17 protein-coding genes and 1 pseudogene are annotated in these 16,642 nt (G+C 64.1%); 10 read left to right on the top strand and 8 right to left on the bottom strand.

What is annotated here, in order from left to right:
- Positions 1-18 precede the first annotated feature (18 nt).
- From ACZI8Q_RS19735 to ACZI8Q_RS19710, 6 genes and pseudogenes are all read left to right on the top strand, one after another.
- Positions 19-1,563 carry a type I restriction-modification system subunit M gene (locus tag ACZI8Q_RS19735; protein ID WP_463375272.1) on the top strand — a complete coding sequence of 515 codons (1,545 nt, stop codon included), beginning with the start codon at positions 19-21 and terminating at the stop codon, positions 1,561-1,563.
- A complete protein-coding gene (locus ACZI8Q_RS19730) occupies positions 1,560-2,720 on the top strand; it encodes a restriction endonuclease subunit S (RefSeq protein ID WP_463375271.1) in 1,161 nt (386 codons plus the stop codon). The genes ACZI8Q_RS19735 and ACZI8Q_RS19730 overlap by 4 nt, the downstream gene beginning before the upstream one ends.
- A 23-nt stretch (positions 2,721-2,743) precedes the next feature.
- Positions 2,744-2,947: pseudogene (locus ACZI8Q_RS19725) on the top strand (winged helix-turn-helix domain-containing protein); the annotation flags it as partial.
- Positions 2,948-3,254: 307 nt separating this feature from the next.
- Positions 3,255-3,644, top strand: a complete 390-nt coding sequence (locus ACZI8Q_RS19720; protein ID WP_463375270.1) for a restriction endonuclease — start codon at positions 3,255-3,257, stop codon at positions 3,642-3,644.
- Between the two features lie 82 nt (positions 3,645-3,726).
- Complete coding sequence (locus tag ACZI8Q_RS19715) at positions 3,727-4,233, top strand: hypothetical protein (protein WP_463375269.1); 507 nt, start codon at positions 3,727-3,729, stop codon at positions 4,231-4,233.
- Positions 4,234-4,287: 54 nt separating this feature from the next.
- Positions 4,288-5,796, top strand: coding sequence for an HNH endonuclease signature motif containing protein (locus ACZI8Q_RS19710; protein ID WP_463375268.1), 1,509 nt, complete (start codon positions 4,288-4,290; stop codon positions 5,794-5,796).
- Positions 5,797-5,827: 31 nt separating this feature from the next.
- Here the strand turns inward: ACZI8Q_RS19710 and ACZI8Q_RS19705 are convergent, their stop codons facing one another.
- Positions 5,828-6,466: an Ltp family lipoprotein gene (locus ACZI8Q_RS19705; protein WP_463375267.1), complete on the bottom strand. Its 639-nt coding sequence runs from the start codon at positions 6,464-6,466 to the stop codon at positions 5,828-5,830.
- A 191-nt stretch (positions 6,467-6,657) separates the two neighbouring features.
- Here ACZI8Q_RS19705 and ACZI8Q_RS19700 point away from each other — a divergent pair, with 191 nt between their 5' ends.
- Positions 6,658-10,101, top strand: a complete 3,444-nt coding sequence (locus ACZI8Q_RS19700) for a DEAD/DEAH box helicase family protein (RefSeq protein ID WP_463375266.1) — start codon at positions 6,658-6,660, stop codon at positions 10,099-10,101.
- Positions 10,102-10,108: 7 nt separating this feature from the next.
- On the opposite strand, the gene arcA is transcribed toward ACZI8Q_RS19700, so the two are convergent.
- Positions 10,109-11,320: an arginine deiminase gene (arcA, locus tag ACZI8Q_RS19695; RefSeq protein ID WP_463375265.1), complete on the bottom strand. Its 1,212-nt coding sequence runs from the start codon at positions 11,318-11,320 to the stop codon at positions 10,109-10,111.
- Positions 11,321-11,409: 89 nt separating this feature from the next.
- On the opposite strand from arcA, the gene soxR reads away from it, so the two are divergent.
- Positions 11,410-11,886, top strand: coding sequence for a redox-sensitive transcriptional activator SoxR (gene soxR, locus ACZI8Q_RS19690; protein ID WP_463375264.1), 477 nt, complete (start codon positions 11,410-11,412; stop codon positions 11,884-11,886).
- On the opposite strand, the gene ACZI8Q_RS19685 is transcribed toward soxR, so the two are convergent.
- From ACZI8Q_RS19685 to ACZI8Q_RS19675, 3 genes are all read right to left on the bottom strand, one after another.
- Entirely contained in the window at positions 11,876-12,367 is a 492-nt protein-coding gene (locus ACZI8Q_RS19685) for a DUF2505 domain-containing protein (protein WP_463375263.1), read from the bottom strand. The genes soxR and ACZI8Q_RS19685 overlap by 11 nt on opposite strands.
- A gap of 25 nt (positions 12,368-12,392) precedes the next feature.
- On the bottom strand, positions 12,393-13,232 hold the full coding sequence (locus ACZI8Q_RS19680; RefSeq protein WP_463375287.1) for an SDR family oxidoreductase: 840 nt from the start codon (positions 13,230-13,232) through the stop codon (positions 12,393-12,395).
- Positions 13,233-13,346: 114 nt separating this feature from the next.
- Positions 13,347-13,490, bottom strand: a complete 144-nt coding sequence (locus tag ACZI8Q_RS19675; RefSeq protein WP_463375262.1) for a hypothetical protein — start codon at positions 13,488-13,490, stop codon at positions 13,347-13,349.
- A gap of 18 nt (positions 13,491-13,508) precedes the next feature.
- On the opposite strand from ACZI8Q_RS19675, the gene ACZI8Q_RS19670 reads away from it, so the two are divergent.
- Positions 13,509-13,682 carry a hypothetical protein gene (locus tag ACZI8Q_RS19670; RefSeq protein WP_463375261.1) on the top strand — a complete coding sequence of 58 codons (174 nt, stop codon included), beginning with the start codon at positions 13,509-13,511 and terminating at the stop codon, positions 13,680-13,682.
- 426 nt (positions 13,683-14,108) lie between these two features.
- Positions 14,109-14,525: a helix-turn-helix domain-containing protein gene (locus tag ACZI8Q_RS19665; RefSeq protein ID WP_463375260.1), complete on the top strand. Its 417-nt coding sequence runs from the start codon at positions 14,109-14,111 to the stop codon at positions 14,523-14,525.
- 17 nt (positions 14,526-14,542) lie between these two features.
- Here ACZI8Q_RS19665 and ACZI8Q_RS19660 read toward each other — a convergent pair whose 3' ends face one another.
- The 3 genes from ACZI8Q_RS19660 to ACZI8Q_RS19650 are packed head-to-tail and all read right to left on the bottom strand — an operon-like array spanning position 14,543 to position 16,407.
- Positions 14,543-15,532 carry a hypothetical protein gene (locus tag ACZI8Q_RS19660; protein WP_463375259.1) on the bottom strand — a complete coding sequence of 330 codons (990 nt, stop codon included), beginning with the start codon at positions 15,530-15,532 and terminating at the stop codon, positions 14,543-14,545.
- Complete coding sequence (locus ACZI8Q_RS19655) at positions 15,529-16,029, bottom strand: ImmA/IrrE family metallo-endopeptidase (protein WP_463375258.1); 501 nt, start codon at positions 16,027-16,029, stop codon at positions 15,529-15,531. The genes ACZI8Q_RS19660 and ACZI8Q_RS19655 overlap by 4 nt, the downstream gene beginning before the upstream one ends.
- 3 nt (positions 16,030-16,032) lie before the next feature.
- Complete coding sequence (locus tag ACZI8Q_RS19650; RefSeq protein ID WP_463375257.1) at positions 16,033-16,407, bottom strand: hypothetical protein; 375 nt, start codon at positions 16,405-16,407, stop codon at positions 16,033-16,035.
- Positions 16,408-16,642 lie beyond the last annotated feature (235 nt).

Raw genomic sequence — 16,642 nt, 5'->3', positions numbered from 1 at the left:
AGGCAGGTAGCGGTACCCGTGATCACTGGTGACATCAAGAGCAAGGTCGACGCCGTCTGGGATGCATTCTGGACGGGTGGCATCTCGAATCCGCTCGAGGTGATGGAACAGATCACCTACCTGCTGTTCATCCGCCGCCTCGACGACGAGCAGACCCTCGCGCTGGAGAAAGCGAACCTGCTCGGCACGCCACTCGAGGGCAACCCGTTCCCCGAGGGCGACGACGAACAGGGCCGGCCCTACGACGACCTGCGGTGGTCGGTGTTCAAAGACCGGCACGCCGACGAGATGTTCGACATCGTCGGGCAGCGGGTGTTCCCGTTCATCAAGGAGATGCGCGGCGAAGACTCCACGTATGCGCACTTCATGAAGGATGCACGGCTCACGATCCCCAATGCGGGCATGTTGCAGCGGGTGGTGGATCGGCTGGACACGGTGCCGATGGGAAACCGCGACACCAAGGGCGACATCTACGAGTACCTGCTGGCGAAGATCGCATCTGCCGGGCAGAACGGCCAGTTCCGGACGCCACGGCACATCATCGAGTTGATGGTGTACATGACGGCCCCGAAGCCGGGCGACACGATCGTGGACCCGGCGTCCGGTACGTGCGGCTTCCTCGTGGGTGCGTCGGAGTACATGCGCAGCGTCCACGCGGATGCGATCAACTCCGGCAGGGGACGCACGCAGTATCACCACGAGATGTTCCACGGCTTCGACTTCGACAACACGATGCTGCGAATCGGGTCGATGAACATGCTGCTGCACGGCATCGAGCAACCCGACATCCGGTATCGCGACTCGCTGGCGGAGGCGAACACCGGTGATGCAGAGGCGTATTCGCTGATCCTCGCGAACCCGCCGTTCGCGGGCAGCCTCGACTACGAGAACACCGCGAAAGATCTGCAGCAGATCGCGAAGACGAAGAAGACGGAACTGCTGTTCCTGGCGCTGTTCCTGCGTCTGCTCAAGCCCGGTGGGCGGGCGGCGGTGATCGTGCCGGACGGGGTGCTGTTCGGATCATCGAAGGCGCACAAGGAATTGCGGCGGATTCTGGTGGAGGATCAGAAGCTCGACGCGGTGGTGAAGCTGCCGTCGGGGGTGTTCAAGCCGTATGCGGGGGTGTCGACGGCGATCCTGTTCTTCACCAAGACCAACTCCGGCGGCACCGACACCGTGTGGTTCTACGACGTGCAGGCCGACGGGTTCTCGTTGGACGACAAGCGCAACCCGCTGCTGGACGAGGGCAAACTCGGCGTGCTCGCGGAGGTGTCCGAGAACGAGCACGTGAAGAACAACCTGCCGGACGTGCTGCGGCGCTGGAGTCTCCGGGGTTCCGACGAGTTGGAGCGGGCGCGGACGGAGCAGAGCTTCTGCGTTCCGCGCGAGGACATTGCCGCGCAAGGGTACGACCTGTCACTCAACAGGTACAAGGAGATCGTGCACGAGGAGGTCGAGCACCGGAAGCCGGCCGAGATCCTCGACGAGCTGGACCTGATCGAGAAGGACATCGTCGACGGCATGGCGCAGCTGCGGGAGATGTTGGCCGGAGGTGCGGCGTGAGTGGGTGGCCGATGGTGGCGCTCGGTGAAGCCATGGTCAAACGTGCCGGTTCGGTAGACCCGTCGAAGTACCCGGACGAGGTTTTCGAGCTGTACAGCATCCCCGCATTCGATCGCGGTGAGCCCGAGGTGGTGGCTGGTTCCGAAATCGGATCGACCAAGCAAGTTGTAAGCCATGGTGACGTACTGCTTTCGCGCATCGTTCCGCACATTCGCAGGGCATGGGTCGTGGGCAGGTGCGCGGAGCACCGCATCATTGCTTCAGGCGAATGGATGGTGTTCAGGTCTGACGAGATCGACCCAGGCTGGCTACGCCATGTTCTCGTAGGAGACAGGTTCCATGCACAGCTGATGCAGACTGTTGCGGGAGTTGGTGGATCGTTGATGCGAGCGCGGCCATCCCATGTGTCCACCATCGAGATTCCACTCCCACCGATCGAGGAGCAGCAGCGGATTGCGGCGATCCTCGACCACGCCGACGCCCTCCGCGCCAAGCGCCGCGAAGCCCTCGCCCGCCTCGACGAGCTGACCCAGTCGATCTTCATCGACATGTTCGGTGCACGAGAGGCTTGTCAACTTGGCGAACTCCTCGACTTCGTCACGAGTGGGGGGCGAGGCTGGTCGAAGTATTACGCCGACGAGGGCGAGGTGTTCGTACGATCGCTTGACGTACGCATGAACCGTATCGAATCCGAAGACGCCGCCTACGTGAATGCGCCGGACAACGCCGAGGCTAGACGTACTCGGACGAGAGATGGTGACGTACTGCTCACCATCACGGGGTCACGCATCGGCAGGGCCGCTCCAGTGGGAGAGACGCTTGCGGGCGCGTACGTGAGTCAACACGTTGCGATTCTCCGGCCTCGCCCGACGGTGCTTGAGTCACAGTTCTTGTCTGCATTCCTGTGCCATCCGGAACTCGGTCAACGGCAAGTCTCGAAGGCTCAGTATGGACAAACCAAGCCTGGACTGAACTTCGAGCAGATACGCGCATTCCAGATTCCCAACGTCTCGCAGGCGCTTCAGAGGGCCTACGTGGATCGCGCGACCGCCCTGGACTCACTGAAATCGCGGCATAGGGCCGCCCTCGCCGAACTCGACGCCCTGTTCGCGTCCCTCCAGTCGCAGGCGTTTCGGGCGTTTCGGGGGGAGCTCTGACCGTTGCTGGTCCGGTGTCGGAGATGCCGGTGTGGTCGGGGTTTCTCACTCCGGTGCTCGAAGTGCTCGCGGGCGGTGGGGTGTGGGGGAAGCGGGACCTGCACGCGGCGGTGGAGGTTCATGTCGGGCTCACTGCCGAGCAGCGCGCGGAGGCCCTGCCATCGGGGCAGAGCCGCGCCGACAACCGGATCGGGTGGGCACTCAGCGGCCTGTACCGCGCGCAACTCGTCGACAAGCCCGCGCGGGCCGCCTTCACCATCACCGATGCGGGCCGCGCACTGCTCACCGCACACCCCGATGGGATCACCGACAAGGTCTTGAAAACCCTTCCGGCGTATCAGGATTATGTCCCCACAAAGCAGACGCACTCCGTCACGCCCGCTGCCGAGACGGATCCCGACTCTGTGGGCGACCCTGTTGAGCAGATCGAGGCCGGTGTCGCACGACTGCACGCCGAGGTCGCGGCAGACCTGCTCAAGCGGCTGCGGGAACAACACCCGGACTTCCTCGAACAGTCGGTGCTCGACGTACTCGTTGCGATGGGATACGGCGGCACCGAAGGCCGGGGCTGCCCGGATCGGCGGCTCGGGCGACGGCGGTGTCGATGGCGTCATCGACCAGGACCCGCTCGGACTCGAACGCATCTACGTGCAGGCCAAACGTTATGCCGCGGACAACACCGTTGGTCGCCCCGAGATTCAGGCGTTCGTCGGTGCCCTGCACGGCGTCGGTGCCGCCCGCGGTGTCTTCATCACCACCAGCGCATTCACCTCGGGTGCCCGCGAGTACGCGCAGAACATCGGCACCCGCATCATCCTCATCGACGGGCAGCGCCTCACAGAGTTGATGATCCGGTACGGCGTCGCAGTGCAGACTCGCCAGATCTTCACTGTCGTCGAGGTCGACGAGGACTACTTCGAATGAGCCGGCGAGCGGGGACTCCCGTCCAACTTCATCAGTGAGGTCCTCACTGTATATAGAGACACCCTCACTGAGGTGATGTCGATTGCCTACGCCTCGATTCCGAACGACTCCAGCGTCCTTCGTTGCCGTCCTCGACCGGTTCGGACTCCTGAACCCGGATACTCGGGACTGGCTCGACCGCATCGGCGGCGGCCCTCGCAGGCGCGAAGGCGATGCAGCCCTCGCGCTGATCCACCACCTCGGCTCGGTGACGGTCGGTGAACTGCGTCGCCAACTGGGTGTCGACACGACCGTGGCGCAGGTGGCCCTCGATTCTCTAGTGCGGGAGGGTGTGATTCGAGACGAGGGCGGAACATACCGGCTGGCCGTCACGCTCCCCGCGGAGCGTCCACGGACGGGGCACGAGGCCCGGATCGTCGAGACGCTGTCGTCGGGGAGCACGATGACAGCACGGGAACTCGCGGACGCCGCAGAAACCACGGTCAACACGATCCGACCGTTGCTGCGGTCGCTGGTGGCCGAGGGCACGGTCGAGGCCACCGCGCCGGTCACCAGCCGCAACCGGGCGTACCGCCTGAGCGCGCACTGAGTGAGATCAGTCGAACTCACAGTTCTTGTCGGAGGGCCCCGCTACGATTAGAACATGCTTTCGAACGCGGGGAATCGAGGGAACGACCGGGTGGAACACCACCTGGCCGCACTCGATGCCGCCGTCGAAGGCCTCCTCGCCGAGCCGCTGACGGGCCTGTCCGAGGCCGATGTCGTCGCAACGCTGCAACGAATGGAGGCTTCCCTGAGGAAGGCATCCGCCGTCGGGCACCGGCTCGTCGTCGAATCCGTCGAACGGTCCATCCCCGCAAACCTGGCCTGCCGCTCCATCAACGATTTCCTCGCCTCGACCCTTCGCATCTCGGGAGCCGACGCCGCGAAACGCGTGAAGGGTGCCACCAAGACAGGCACTTGGCACACCCTCAGCGGGGAGGCGATGGACGCTCCACTGCCTGCCACCGCGACGGCCGTCCGCGAAGGCACTATCGGGCCGGATCACGTCGCCGCGATCGCCAGAACCATGCGGAAACTCCCGAGTTGCACGTCCGCCGACGAAATCGACGTCGCAGAGCAGATCCTCGCCGACACCGCCCGGTCCACCACCCCTGAAGACGTAACCAAGGTCGGTATCCACCTGCTCGCACACCTCAATCCGGACGGCGACCTCCCCGACGAACGGGAACGCAAACGTCGCCGCGGACTGCGGATCGGGAAGCAAGGCACCGACCTCATGACCCCGATATCCGGACTGCTCGACCCGGAGGCACGAGCCCTGCTCGAACCGGTGCTCGCGAAACTCGCCCGCCCCGGCATGAACAATCCCGATGACCCCGAATCACCCGCTGGGGATGTCGATTCCCCGAATCTGGACTGCACTGCAATGGCGCAGGCAGCCGCCCGCGACACTCGCACAGCTGTGCAACGCAACCACGACGCACTGAAAGTGGCCCTGCAACAGTTACTCTCGTCAAATACACTGGGTAGCCACCGCGGCCTACCTGTGACCGCGATCATCACCATGTCATTGCACCAACTCGAAGCCGCAACCGGTGTGGCGACCACCGCGACCGGCGGCGTTGTCCCGATCCGGGACGCCCTGCGAATGGCTGAGTCGTCGCACCCTGTACTGGCACTCTTCGACCACAACGGGCGGCCCCTGAACCTCGGCCGCAGCCGCCGCCTCGCGTCCGCCGATCAGCGACTCGCGCTCATCGCCGCGTCCCGCGGATGCACGCGGCCCGGCTGCGACGCCCCGGCCACCCTCACCGCCGTTCATCACATCACCGAATGGAAGAACGGCGGCTGCACCGACATCACCAACGAGGACCTCGCCTGCGATCACTGCCACGCCCTCGTCCACGACGGCCCCGGCGGCTGGCAGACCCGAACGGCGGCAGCCGAATCCGCCCATCCCGGCCGCACCGAGTGGATTCCGCCCCCACACATCGACCCCGAGCGGCGCCCCCAGGTCAACCATCGCCACCACCTCGACCAACTCGTTTCAGGTGCACTCGACCACCACCGCTCCCGCCTGGACGCAGCACTGCGCCACCGGCAGAGGTACGCCGGCGGCGCAGCAGAATGCGATGACGAAGTCCCCTGACCGGCTAGTCGGCAGGGTGCTGGACGCGTGCTCAGTAGACCGCGTCGGCTCCGTACTGCGCCTGCGCGTTCGTGAAGCCCTCGTACACCAACTGCTCGATCAGCCCCGACTTGGAGAACGATGTCATCTCCAGATACTGCTGGGCACTCCGAGCGGCCTGCTCGTTCCAGTCCACCGTCAGGCTGTCCACCGCGGATGTCGCATCAGCAGTGGAAAATCCCTCGTACTCCAATTGGTCGATCAGCCCACTCCGGGAGAAGGCGGCCATGTCGATGTATTGCTGGGCAGAGCGGGTGGCGTTCCGCTGACCGGAGCTGACCTGCGGCTCGGCCGGCGCAGGTACGGGCACTGTGGTGGTCACCATAGGGAGGCTGGGCTCCGGCGCGGTGGACTGCGGAGGCACAGCGGGTGCAGCCGACGCGACGGGGGCGGTGACGCTCGGAACGGAGGTCCGGGTGCTGAGTTTCGGCGCAGCTGACGCGGTCGACATCGCCTCACTGCTGGGTGCCGCGGCATCGTGCTCGGTCAGCGGGTCCGACCTTCCGGCCGCACCGATCCCGATACCGATCAGCAGCGCCGCAACCACGGCGATCACCCACGGCCAGCGCTTCGGTCGAGTCGGGGCCGGTGCGGGTGCGCCGAACCCCGTGGCAGAAAAGTGCTCGCTCATGTCGTGCTCCTGTGAAGAAGGTGCGTCGTCACCGACGCGTCTCGCATCTGCGAGAGCCGCACAGCATGACAGGACCCACCGACAAGCAGCTGCCGTGTCGGCCCGTTCGACTACCGTCGGTCGGCTTCGCACCCGGCGAAGGCGGCATATGCCAAGATCAGGCGGAACAGACACGAGGAGGACCGCAGTCCATGGTGGGGAACTTCGAATTCTTGCAGGCCGAATGGCCGCATCTGCACGCCGAGGCACGCAAGGCCGAACGGGACGCCCTGTTCGACCCGCGCACCACCTGTTTCTACGCGCGCCGCACCGTCGAACACACCGTCAAGTGGATCTACCGCGCCCAGAACCTCCCCGAACCGTACAAGTCCGATCTCGCCGCCCGGCTGCACGACGGGAAGTTCGTCGCCGTCGTAGGCCACCAGCTGGTCACAAAAATGGATCTGATCCGCCGTCTCGGCAACGCCGCCGTCCACGAGGCACGGCCTGTGCCCAAGGACGCCGGACAGAAGTCGTTGGCCGAACTGTTCCACATCCTGTCTTGGATGGCCCGCACCTACGCGACACAGCAATCGAGCAAGCCATCGCCGCAGCAGCAGTTCGACCCGAACCGACTGCCCAAACCCGGCGGCGGCGCAGTGGTCGCGAAAACCGTCGCTCAACTCGGCAAGCTCGAAGCCGCGATGGCCGCCAAGGACGCGCAACTCGAGCAATCCGAAGCCGAAAAGCAGGACCTCATTGCGCAGGTCAAGGCCCGCGACGAGGCCGCGGAACTCGCCGAGCTGGAGAAGGCCAGCCGCGACCAACTCATCACCGAGCTCCGCGCCCAGATCGCGGCGGCGCAGCAGTCCGGTGCGGCGACACCCGATACCCACGACTACGACGAGGCGCAGACCCGCCGCGACCTCATCGACCTGCTGCTCCACGAAGCCGGGTGGCCGCTGGACCAGGAGCGCGACCGTGAATACCGGGTCACCGGAATGCCTGACGGCAGAGACGGATTCGCCGACTACGTGCTGTGGGGCGCAGACGGGTTGCCGCTCGCGGTGGTGGAGGCGAAGAAGACGACCGTTGACCCGATCGTCGGGCAGCAGCAGGCGAGACTGTACGCAGACAGTCTGGAGTCGATGACGGGTCGGCGCCCAGTTCTCTACTACACCAACGGATTCGAGCATCACTTCTGGGACGATCAGCGGTACCCGCCGCGGCAGGTGGCGGGTTTCCACACCCGCGACGAACTGGACCTGCTGATCGCCCGTCGCACGTCGCGCAGATCCCTCGCCGAGCTGCCCGTCCCGCAGAACATCGCGGGCCGTCCCTATCAGGAGAAGGCGATCCGCGCCGTCGCCGAACGCTTCGAGCACGAGAACCAGCGTGCCGCGCTGCTCGTCATGGCCACCGGCTCCGGCAAAACCCGCACCGTCGTCGCGCTCACCGACATGCTGATGCGCGCCAACTGGATCAAACGGGTGCTGTTCCTCGCCGACCGCAAGGCCCTCGTCAAGCAGGCCGTCGGCGCGTTCAAGACACACCTACCCGACTCGTCGCCGGTGAACCTGTTGACGGACAAGAACACCGAGGGACGAGTCTACGTCTGCACCTATCCGACGATGATGGGCCTGATCGACGACGTGGACGGCGGCACGAGACGCTTCGGCCCCGGGTACTTCGACCTCATCGTCATCGACGAGGCGCACCGGTCCGTGTACCAGAAGTACCGGCACATCTTCGGCTACTTCGACTCGCTGCTGCTCGGGCTCACCGCCACCCCGAAAGACGAGGTGGACTACAACACCTACCAGCTGTTCCACCTCGAAACCGGTGTCCCTACCGACAACTACTCGCTCGACCAGGCCATCGACGACGGCTACCTCGTCCCGCCGCGTGCGGTGACGGTGCCGCTCACTTTCCCGCTCCAGGGGATCCGGTACGCGGCCCTCAGCGACGACGAGAAGAAGCGATACGAGTCCATCGACTGGGGCGACGACGTCCCGGATGACGAGATCCCCGACCACGTGCAGGCCGAGGCCGTCAACAAGTGGCTGTTCAACATCGACACCGTCGACAAGGTGCTCGAAACCCTGATGACGCACGGGCACCGGGTGGCAGGCGGCGACCGACTCGGCAAGACCATCGTCTTCGCCAAGAACGAACGGCACGCGCAGTTCATCGCCGAACGCTTCGACGCCAACTATTCCGAGTTCAAGGGTTCCTTTGCACGCGTCATTACCCATTCGGTGAACTACGGCCAGGACCTCATCGACAAATTCTCACTGCCCGAACAAGAACCGCACATCGCGATCTCCGTCGACATGCTCGACACCGGCATCGACGTCCCCGAGGTGGTGAACCTCGTCTTCTTCAAGCCGGTGCGTTCGAAGTCCAAGTTCTGGCAGATGGTGGGGCGCGGGACACGATTGCGTCCCGACCTCTACGGTCCGGGGCAGGACAAGACCGACTTCTTCATCTTCGACGCCTGCGGCAACCTCGACTACTTCGACCAGCACCCGGACGCATCCGAGGGTGCGCTGGCACCGTCTTTGTCCGAACGGCTCTTCACAGCCCGGACCGAACTCGTCGCTGGACTCGACCGGACCGGTGGCGCCGAGCGCCTGCGCCACGCCACAGCGGATACGTTGCACGCGCATGTCGCCGGAATGCGACCGAACAACTTCATCGTCCGAACGCGCCTGCGCGCGGTGGAAAAGTACACCGACCGCAACGCTTGGGAGTCGGTGACCGAACAGAAAGCAGCGGAGATCCTCGAGAACCTCGCCGGCCTTCCGAGCACCGTCCGGGACACCGACGAAATGGCCAAGCGGTTCGACCTCGTCGTGCTGCGCAGCCAGCTTGCCGTGATCGTGGATATCGATGCCCTCCCTCGACACGAGAACACCATCCGCGACGTCGCCGATGGGCTACTCGACGAAGGACTTGCGATCCCCAAGGTGAAAGCCAAGGAGGAGCTGCTGCGGGAGGTCGCCGGCGACGAGTGGTGGCAGGACATCACCGTCGAGATGCTCGAACACGCGCGTCGCGAACTGCGTTCCATCGTCGGACTACTCGAAAAGAAGAGGCGTGCGATCGTGTACACCGACTTCACCGACACATGCGGTGAGATCGTCGAACGCACCATGCCTGAGATGCGGTCCGGAACCGACGTGGAACGTTTTACCGCGAAAGTCCGCGACTACCTGCGCCACCAGCCCGACAATCTGGCCTTGCAGAAACTGCGCTCGGGCAAGCCCATGACACCCGCCGACCTGGAGTCCCTCGAAGAACTGCTGACTCGCAGCGGAGTCGGCGAACCCGAGGACATGGACCGCGCCGCCGCGAGTTCCCACGGGCTCGGGCGCTTCATTCGGTCCCTCACCGGCCTCGATCGGCAGGCTGTACAGGACGCGTTCGCCGAGTTCCTCGGTGAACGCACCGCCACCGCCAGTCAGATCGACTTCATCAATCTCGTCATCGGGCATCTCACCCGACACGGTGAGATGGACCCGGCACTGCTGTTCGAGGCCCCGTTCACCGACACCGCGCCACAGGGCCCTACACAGCTGTTCGCACCCGATCAGACGAAACGGCTCTTCGGGGTCATCCGGTCGATCAGTGACTCCGCCGAGGCCACCGCATGACCCGCTGTTAGAGGCGATCGCGGGCCACCGGGCAGGACATACACCGGGGTCCGCCTCTGCCGGAGCCCAGTTCGGAGCCTGCGATCGGCAGCACCTCGATGCCGGATGCTTCGAGTCGGGCGTTCGTTTCGACGTTCCGCTCGTAGGCGACGACCACTCCAGGGGCGAGGGCGAGCGTGTTGTTGCCGTCGTCCCATTGCTCACGTTCGGCGGTCACGTTGTCGAGGCCCGTGTCGATCACGCGTAGCTTGCCGATGCCCATTGCGTCGGCCGCCGCCTCGAGGAACGGGTCCGCGCCACGAATGCTCACCTCCCTGTCTTCACGATGAATCGTGAACGCCGACAGGGTGTGCTGAACCGCCGGGTACATCACCACCGCGTCCACATCGACCATCGTGCACACGGTGTCGAGGTGCATCGACGCACGTTGCTGCGCAATGGGAACCACCAGCACGGTGTGCGCCAAATCGTCCTCGAACACGCTACGAGCCAACGCCTCCGCCCCGGCCGGGGTCGTACGTTCGCCTACTCCGACGGCAACGACGCCCGGCGCAAGCAGCACCACATCCCCGCCCTCGACGGGCGCCGTGTGCGATTCGTAAGCGCGGCGCGCGCCGAGAAACCTCGGATGATGGGCGTAGATGAGGTCCGTCAACGACGTCTCGCGGACCCGGGCCGGCAGCGCCAGCGACGTGATCGCCACCCGCGGCCCGATCCAGAACGAGGAATCTCTGGTGAACAACAGATTCGGCAGGGGGTCGATCACGAAGTCGCCGCCGTGATGCATTCGCCGCACGAGCGAGGACGAGCTCGCATCGACCGGCAGTTCGTCGAAAGTCATCCCGGCAGTGAGGAGGGTCGACAGTTCGGATGCCTGCACCCGACGTAGGTGATCGGAGAGTTCGTGAGCCAGAGTATGGCCCAGCTTCTGCGGGTTCACGGCCGCTCCGATGCCCTGCATCCGGGCCGCCCCACTGACGGTCAGGGCCTCCGTCAGAAGGTCGGACAGCAGCATGACGTCCACACCCCGGCTACGGAGCAGGTCGGCGAAGGCGTCGTGTTCCTCTTGTGCACGATCCACCCACGGAAGTCCGTCGAACAACAGTTGGTCGTTGTTGCGCGGCGTGAGTCGCTTCAGTTCGTCTCCGGGCCGGTGCAGGAGCACTGCGCGCAGGGTGCCGACTTCCGAATTCGCGCCCAAGACTGCCTTCGCGTTCATGATTCGACGGTAGTTCGCCGAAGCCCGCCAGGACGACGAATCGACTCGACCTCGAGTATGGTTCGGGTACCCGAAGTGAGGTTGCCGCGATGGAAATGCCCGAATGGTCCGCAAAGGAACTGACGCCCGGTCAACTGTCCGAACGCAGCGGCGTCGCAGTGTCGGCACTTCACTTCTACGAGCGTGAGGGCCTCATCAGGAGCCGTAGAACGAGCGGAAACCAGCGCAGATACCAACGGGACACCTTGCGCCGCGTGGCGTTCGTCAGAATCTCTCAGCGTGTCGGAATCCCTCTCGCCCAGATCAGGGAGGCGCTCGCCACCCTCCCCGAGGAACGCACGCCGACCCGTAAGGACTGGGCTCGGTTGTCAGCGCAGTGGCATTCCGAACTCGACCACCGAATCGAACAGCTGGTGCGCCTGCGCGACAACCTGACGGGATGCATCGGCTGCGGATGCTTGTCCCTGAGCAGCTGCAAAATCGTGAACAGCCACGACAAACTGGGCGCGGCCGGACCAGGTGCTCGCAACCTCGACGTCGACCTACAGGATGAGCCTATCGGGTGAGCCAGTCGTGAATCTCGCCGCCGTCACGTCCGATCAACTGCATCACCATTTGTTTGGCGAGCGACTCGATCTGACCACCTACCAGCGGAATCTTCACCTTCACCAACCCATCGACGTCGATCACACATCCCGAGTCGGTCCTGCGGAGCACGAACTTTCCTTCGATCTTTGCCGGGAGTGCGGTGGTACTACCGCCGAAGTGCCCCTGCGCACGTGAGTCGACGAGTGGGCCCCACGAGTCCGTCCGTTCGATCTTCATCGGTCCGCGAATTACGGCACGGACCACCGCCGGGAACTTCTCGGGATCGGTCGTTTCGACGACTTTCACCGACAGCGCACCATGGCCTGGCGATTCGATGGTCATTTCGGCGCTGTCGCTCTCGCGCAACCGATACTGCCAATAGGCCTCGTCCGTGAGTGCCGCATGAACGGCCTCGACGTCGTGCTCCAACTCGATGGTGGTTGCGAAACTCTTGGGCATTGGTGCGACGCTACAGGAGGCCGAATCAGAGGAACTTACTGAACTGATCGTTCGCCTTCTGCATGACGAATTCGTACGGCGGCGAGAACTTACGCGCCCACCAATAGCCGAACCGAATGTCGTTCGATGTGTACACGAGAAAGCGGTTCTTCTCGATGCCCGCCAGAATGCAGTCGGCGACCTTCCGAGGAGAAACTGCCCGCTTCTCGAATCGATGGACGAACTTGTTCACCCGCGGGTCTTCACGGTCGATTCCTGCGATCTCCACGGTGCCCACGAGAGGGGTCTTGACCGCGCCTGGCACAACGAGGCTGACTCCGATGCCGTGCCGCTTCAGGTCGAACCTCAGCACCTCGGACACACCTCGGAGACCGAACTTGCTCGCACTGTATGCCCCATGCCAGGGAAGGGCGAGCAGTCCCGCCGCCGACGACACATTCACGAGGTGCCCACCTCTGCCGGCACGCACCATCGGTGGCACGAAGTTCTCGATGACGTGAATCGGGCCCATGAGATTGACGTCGACCATCGACTTCCAATGGCGATGCTCGAGGTTTTCGACGGTGCCCCACGCGGAGATCCCCGCCACGTTCATCACGACGTCCATGCTCCCGAATTGCTCGTGAACGTCGTTCGCGAACCGGGTGACGGCGTCGAAGTCCGACACGTCGAACGCCCGAGAGAAACTGACGGTGCCGCCTCGAGCGCTCACCTGCTCGACCGTCTGCGCAAGCCCGACCTCGTTCACATCGGTCAGGAACAGCTGGGCACCTGCGTCCGCCGCACCGAGAGCGGTCGCGTGGCCGATCCCACTACCGGCACCTGTGATCAGGCACTTCTTACCGTCCAACGTCTTGATCGCCATCGTCTCCGACTCCCCGTCCGCCTCGGTCACCGTGCGCACGAGAGTCTACGCACGCGGCAACCCGACGGGTGGGAACGACAAGTCCCCGGGACCCGTTCGGAGATCGGTCCCCGGTCAGAGCCGATGCGACATCTCGTCCTGGTAGCCCTTGATCGAGTCTTCGATCGTTGCCACGGTGCTCGTGTCACCGTGTTTCTTCGCGTAGTCGGCACGGTCGCGCAGGGTGCGAATGGCCTTGCGCAACTCGGCGTCACTCATCCTGTGTTCCATATCACAATGATGGCCGAGAACGATCCGGAGGGCCAGCGCCGACCGGTACGCAATCCGGGCGAGATTCACCCTGACGCCCCAGTGCTGCGCGCTCGATCGGCAACCACCGGAATCCCCATCCGAACCGACCGAAACAGCACCCACTCCGTCCGCCATCGCACCGCCGCCGGCTACCCGTGAGTAGAATCGACAGGGACGAGGGTCACGTCGAGCGACTTTCGGTAAGTTGCGCCACCTCGCAGACACGACCGGCCTGAACAGGACAAATGTCCAAAACTTCGGATTTCCGCTTGTGAATCACGCCTGGAAGCAATCAATCAGCAAACTTCATTGTGATGTCGGATACATCCAACCCGGAGATATGACGAAGATCTCTCGACGGCCACCGAATCGGCCCCGAACGTCCAGTTGCCGCGTTGCAGACCAACCATTCGACGGAGCCGGACGTGACACCCCGACCCCGGTTCGTGACGCCCGCCGAACCGACAGCAAGATCGACCGAGATCCGGCATCCCACATGAATCACGAGTTATCCACCGGTTATTCAGATGGTAGTCTGCTCGGGCTCCCCTGACGGCGCTCATTGAGAGGACAATGGCAGCTCACATGGCAGATTTTGCTGAGCGGTTGAACACGCTCTTCGACACGGTTCATCCTCCAGGACGCAAGCCGCACACCAACGCCGAAGTTGCATCGGCATTGATCAGTGACGGCCACCAGATCTCGAAGCCGTACATTTCGCAACTGCGCTCCGGCCAGCGAACGAATCCTTCCGACGAAACCGTCGCAGCGTTCGCACGCTTCTTCAAGGTCAAGCCGGAGTACTTCTTCAACGACATCTACGCAGCCAAGATCGACCACGATCTCGAGTTGCTGTCCCAGCTTCAGGGGTACGGACTCCGCAAGCTCTCGAGCCGCGCGTTCGATCTGTCGGAGGAATCCCAGGTTCTCCTCACCACGATGGCGGAGAAGCTCAGGTCGAGCGAGGGCCTACCCGAGGTTCCTCCGGACGCATCCCGATAACACCTCGTTGGCCCCTGTCACCCGACCGGGACAGCGATCTCGTGGGCGCCGCGGTCGAACTCGCGTGCGACCGCGAGAACCCAACGACGAGGTGACATCCCGTCGGGTGGCGCTATCCACCGCGTATCGATCACCTCACTGTTCACGGGATCGCGCACCCAACCGGCCACGATCCGCGCGTGCTCGCCCACATCCTTCGGCGGGCCGTCCTTCGTCTCGAACATACCGGCACCCGACTGGATGTACATGGCGTCCATGATCTGGGCGATCGAATCGGAAGCGCGCAACACACTCGACCGTGCATTGCCGACACTCTCGACGACCTCGGGGAATCGTTCGACGAGGGTGCGATGGATACCTCGGGTGTACCGGATGACCCGTCGCGCGCGAACCCATCTCTCTGCGAGCAACCACACTGCACCGGTCGAAACGAACAGCGCTGCTGTGGCATATACCCCTGCCGCCTGGATTCGCTGCTCCGCCGCTCCCGACAACTCGCCGAAGAATGCGACGGCCACAGCCACAAACAAGATCGAGGTTCCGACGACGATCAGCGCAATGCTACGTCCGAGAGGAGTCCAGGCGATGTGCTTCACGCCGGTGAAGATCGTCAGGGCAAGTGCGACAGCCATACTGAAGAGCACCGTCGCCAGTAGATCCAGCCACGCCGCGACGCCGAGTACGAATGCAGCACCCAGCACGGCCACGCCGATATGCCGCATCCACCGGCGTGGCACGACGGACCATACCGAGATCGCGCCCATTGCACTTCCTGCTGCGAAGACGAGCCACGCCAAAAGGGTGATCATTCGCGGCAGGCCGTTTCCCGGTGACAGTTCGTCGACCATCGCCCATACATCCGGGATCACGATCGTAGAGGCCACTGCCGCGCCCACGACAGCGATGACCATCGCAGTGCGCAGAGCTGTCGGTTGGCGCGCGAGCACACGTCCGATGCGCGCACCTGCCGCGATCCAGACGACCAACGCCACAATCCAGTAGATCATCCGATCGCCTCGTCATAGCGGAGCACCGAAACGGGTTCTCCGCGGCTCCTCATGGTCTGCAATCGCAGAAGGATCATCGACGCGAACGTTTCGGCTTCCCATTCCGCGATCTCGTCGGATGTCGACTCGTCGTTCTTGCGTAACGACCGTTGACTGAGCATGTAGGCAATCAGGTCGTCACTCACTTCCAATGTCGCGGAGGCAGCCTCGGCGCCCTCATGTCTGAACACGATGTGTCCGAGTTCGTGCGCCAAGGTGCGATCACTGTCGGGCAGGTCCGGCGCGAGCACGATGACGTCTCGATCCTCGTACGCCCGGCGCTGTCCGCACACCCCGGTCGCCAAGGCGGTGTTGCGGTCGAGTTCGATGGGTCGCTGACGGTGCCGAGCAACGGACTGCACGATGTCCACCAAATCAACGGCTTCCGCCTCGACCGCTGCATTCAGAACCGCATCCACTGCGGACGCTACGCGACGATGAGATCTCCGGGAAGGCATCACTCACGCACCTCCACTGTTCGGGGTCGGGGCCAAGAATTCTGCACGCGCCGCCATGACACGCGCCTGCTGTGCCCTGGCTCCTCGGAAGCTCACAACGCCGGCGCCCCCCGCACACACGAACAGCACGCCGATGCCACCGACCGTCGCCGCAATGGGCAGCGCTTCTGAATAGGCAGTGGGCATCGCTGTCGGGTCACCTGACCCCGGATCACCGGTGCCCTCGAGTGCCGGGACGTTCGGTGGTGCAACGTCCACTGGTACCCGTTCCAGGTCCGGCGGTGTCGGAGCATCGACAATCGACTCGGGGTCTGTGACGCCCGGTTCTTGCGGAGCGCTGGGAGGTGCCAAGGCGGGCGCGGATCGCTCATCGGTCATCGGCGTTTCGTTCTGCGCACCCGGACTCGGACTCGGATCATCGATACCGGGTGACAACGGCGTGCCAGGCAGCGACGGGTTCGGCGGCGAAGGAGTGTCTGGGGATTCGGGGAGCTGAGGCGTCGGCGATGATTCGTTCGACCCGCTGGGAAGCTCCAACAAACCCAACAAGCCAAGCAAGCCCAACAGACCGGCACCAGCCAGCGAACCAGAACCTGACGACCCCGAAGACCCC

The organism is Rhodococcus quanlei (genome assembly GCF_055231015.1).
Note: the sequence above shows the minus strand (reverse complement) of the source record. Positions and strands in the feature narration are given on the sequence as shown.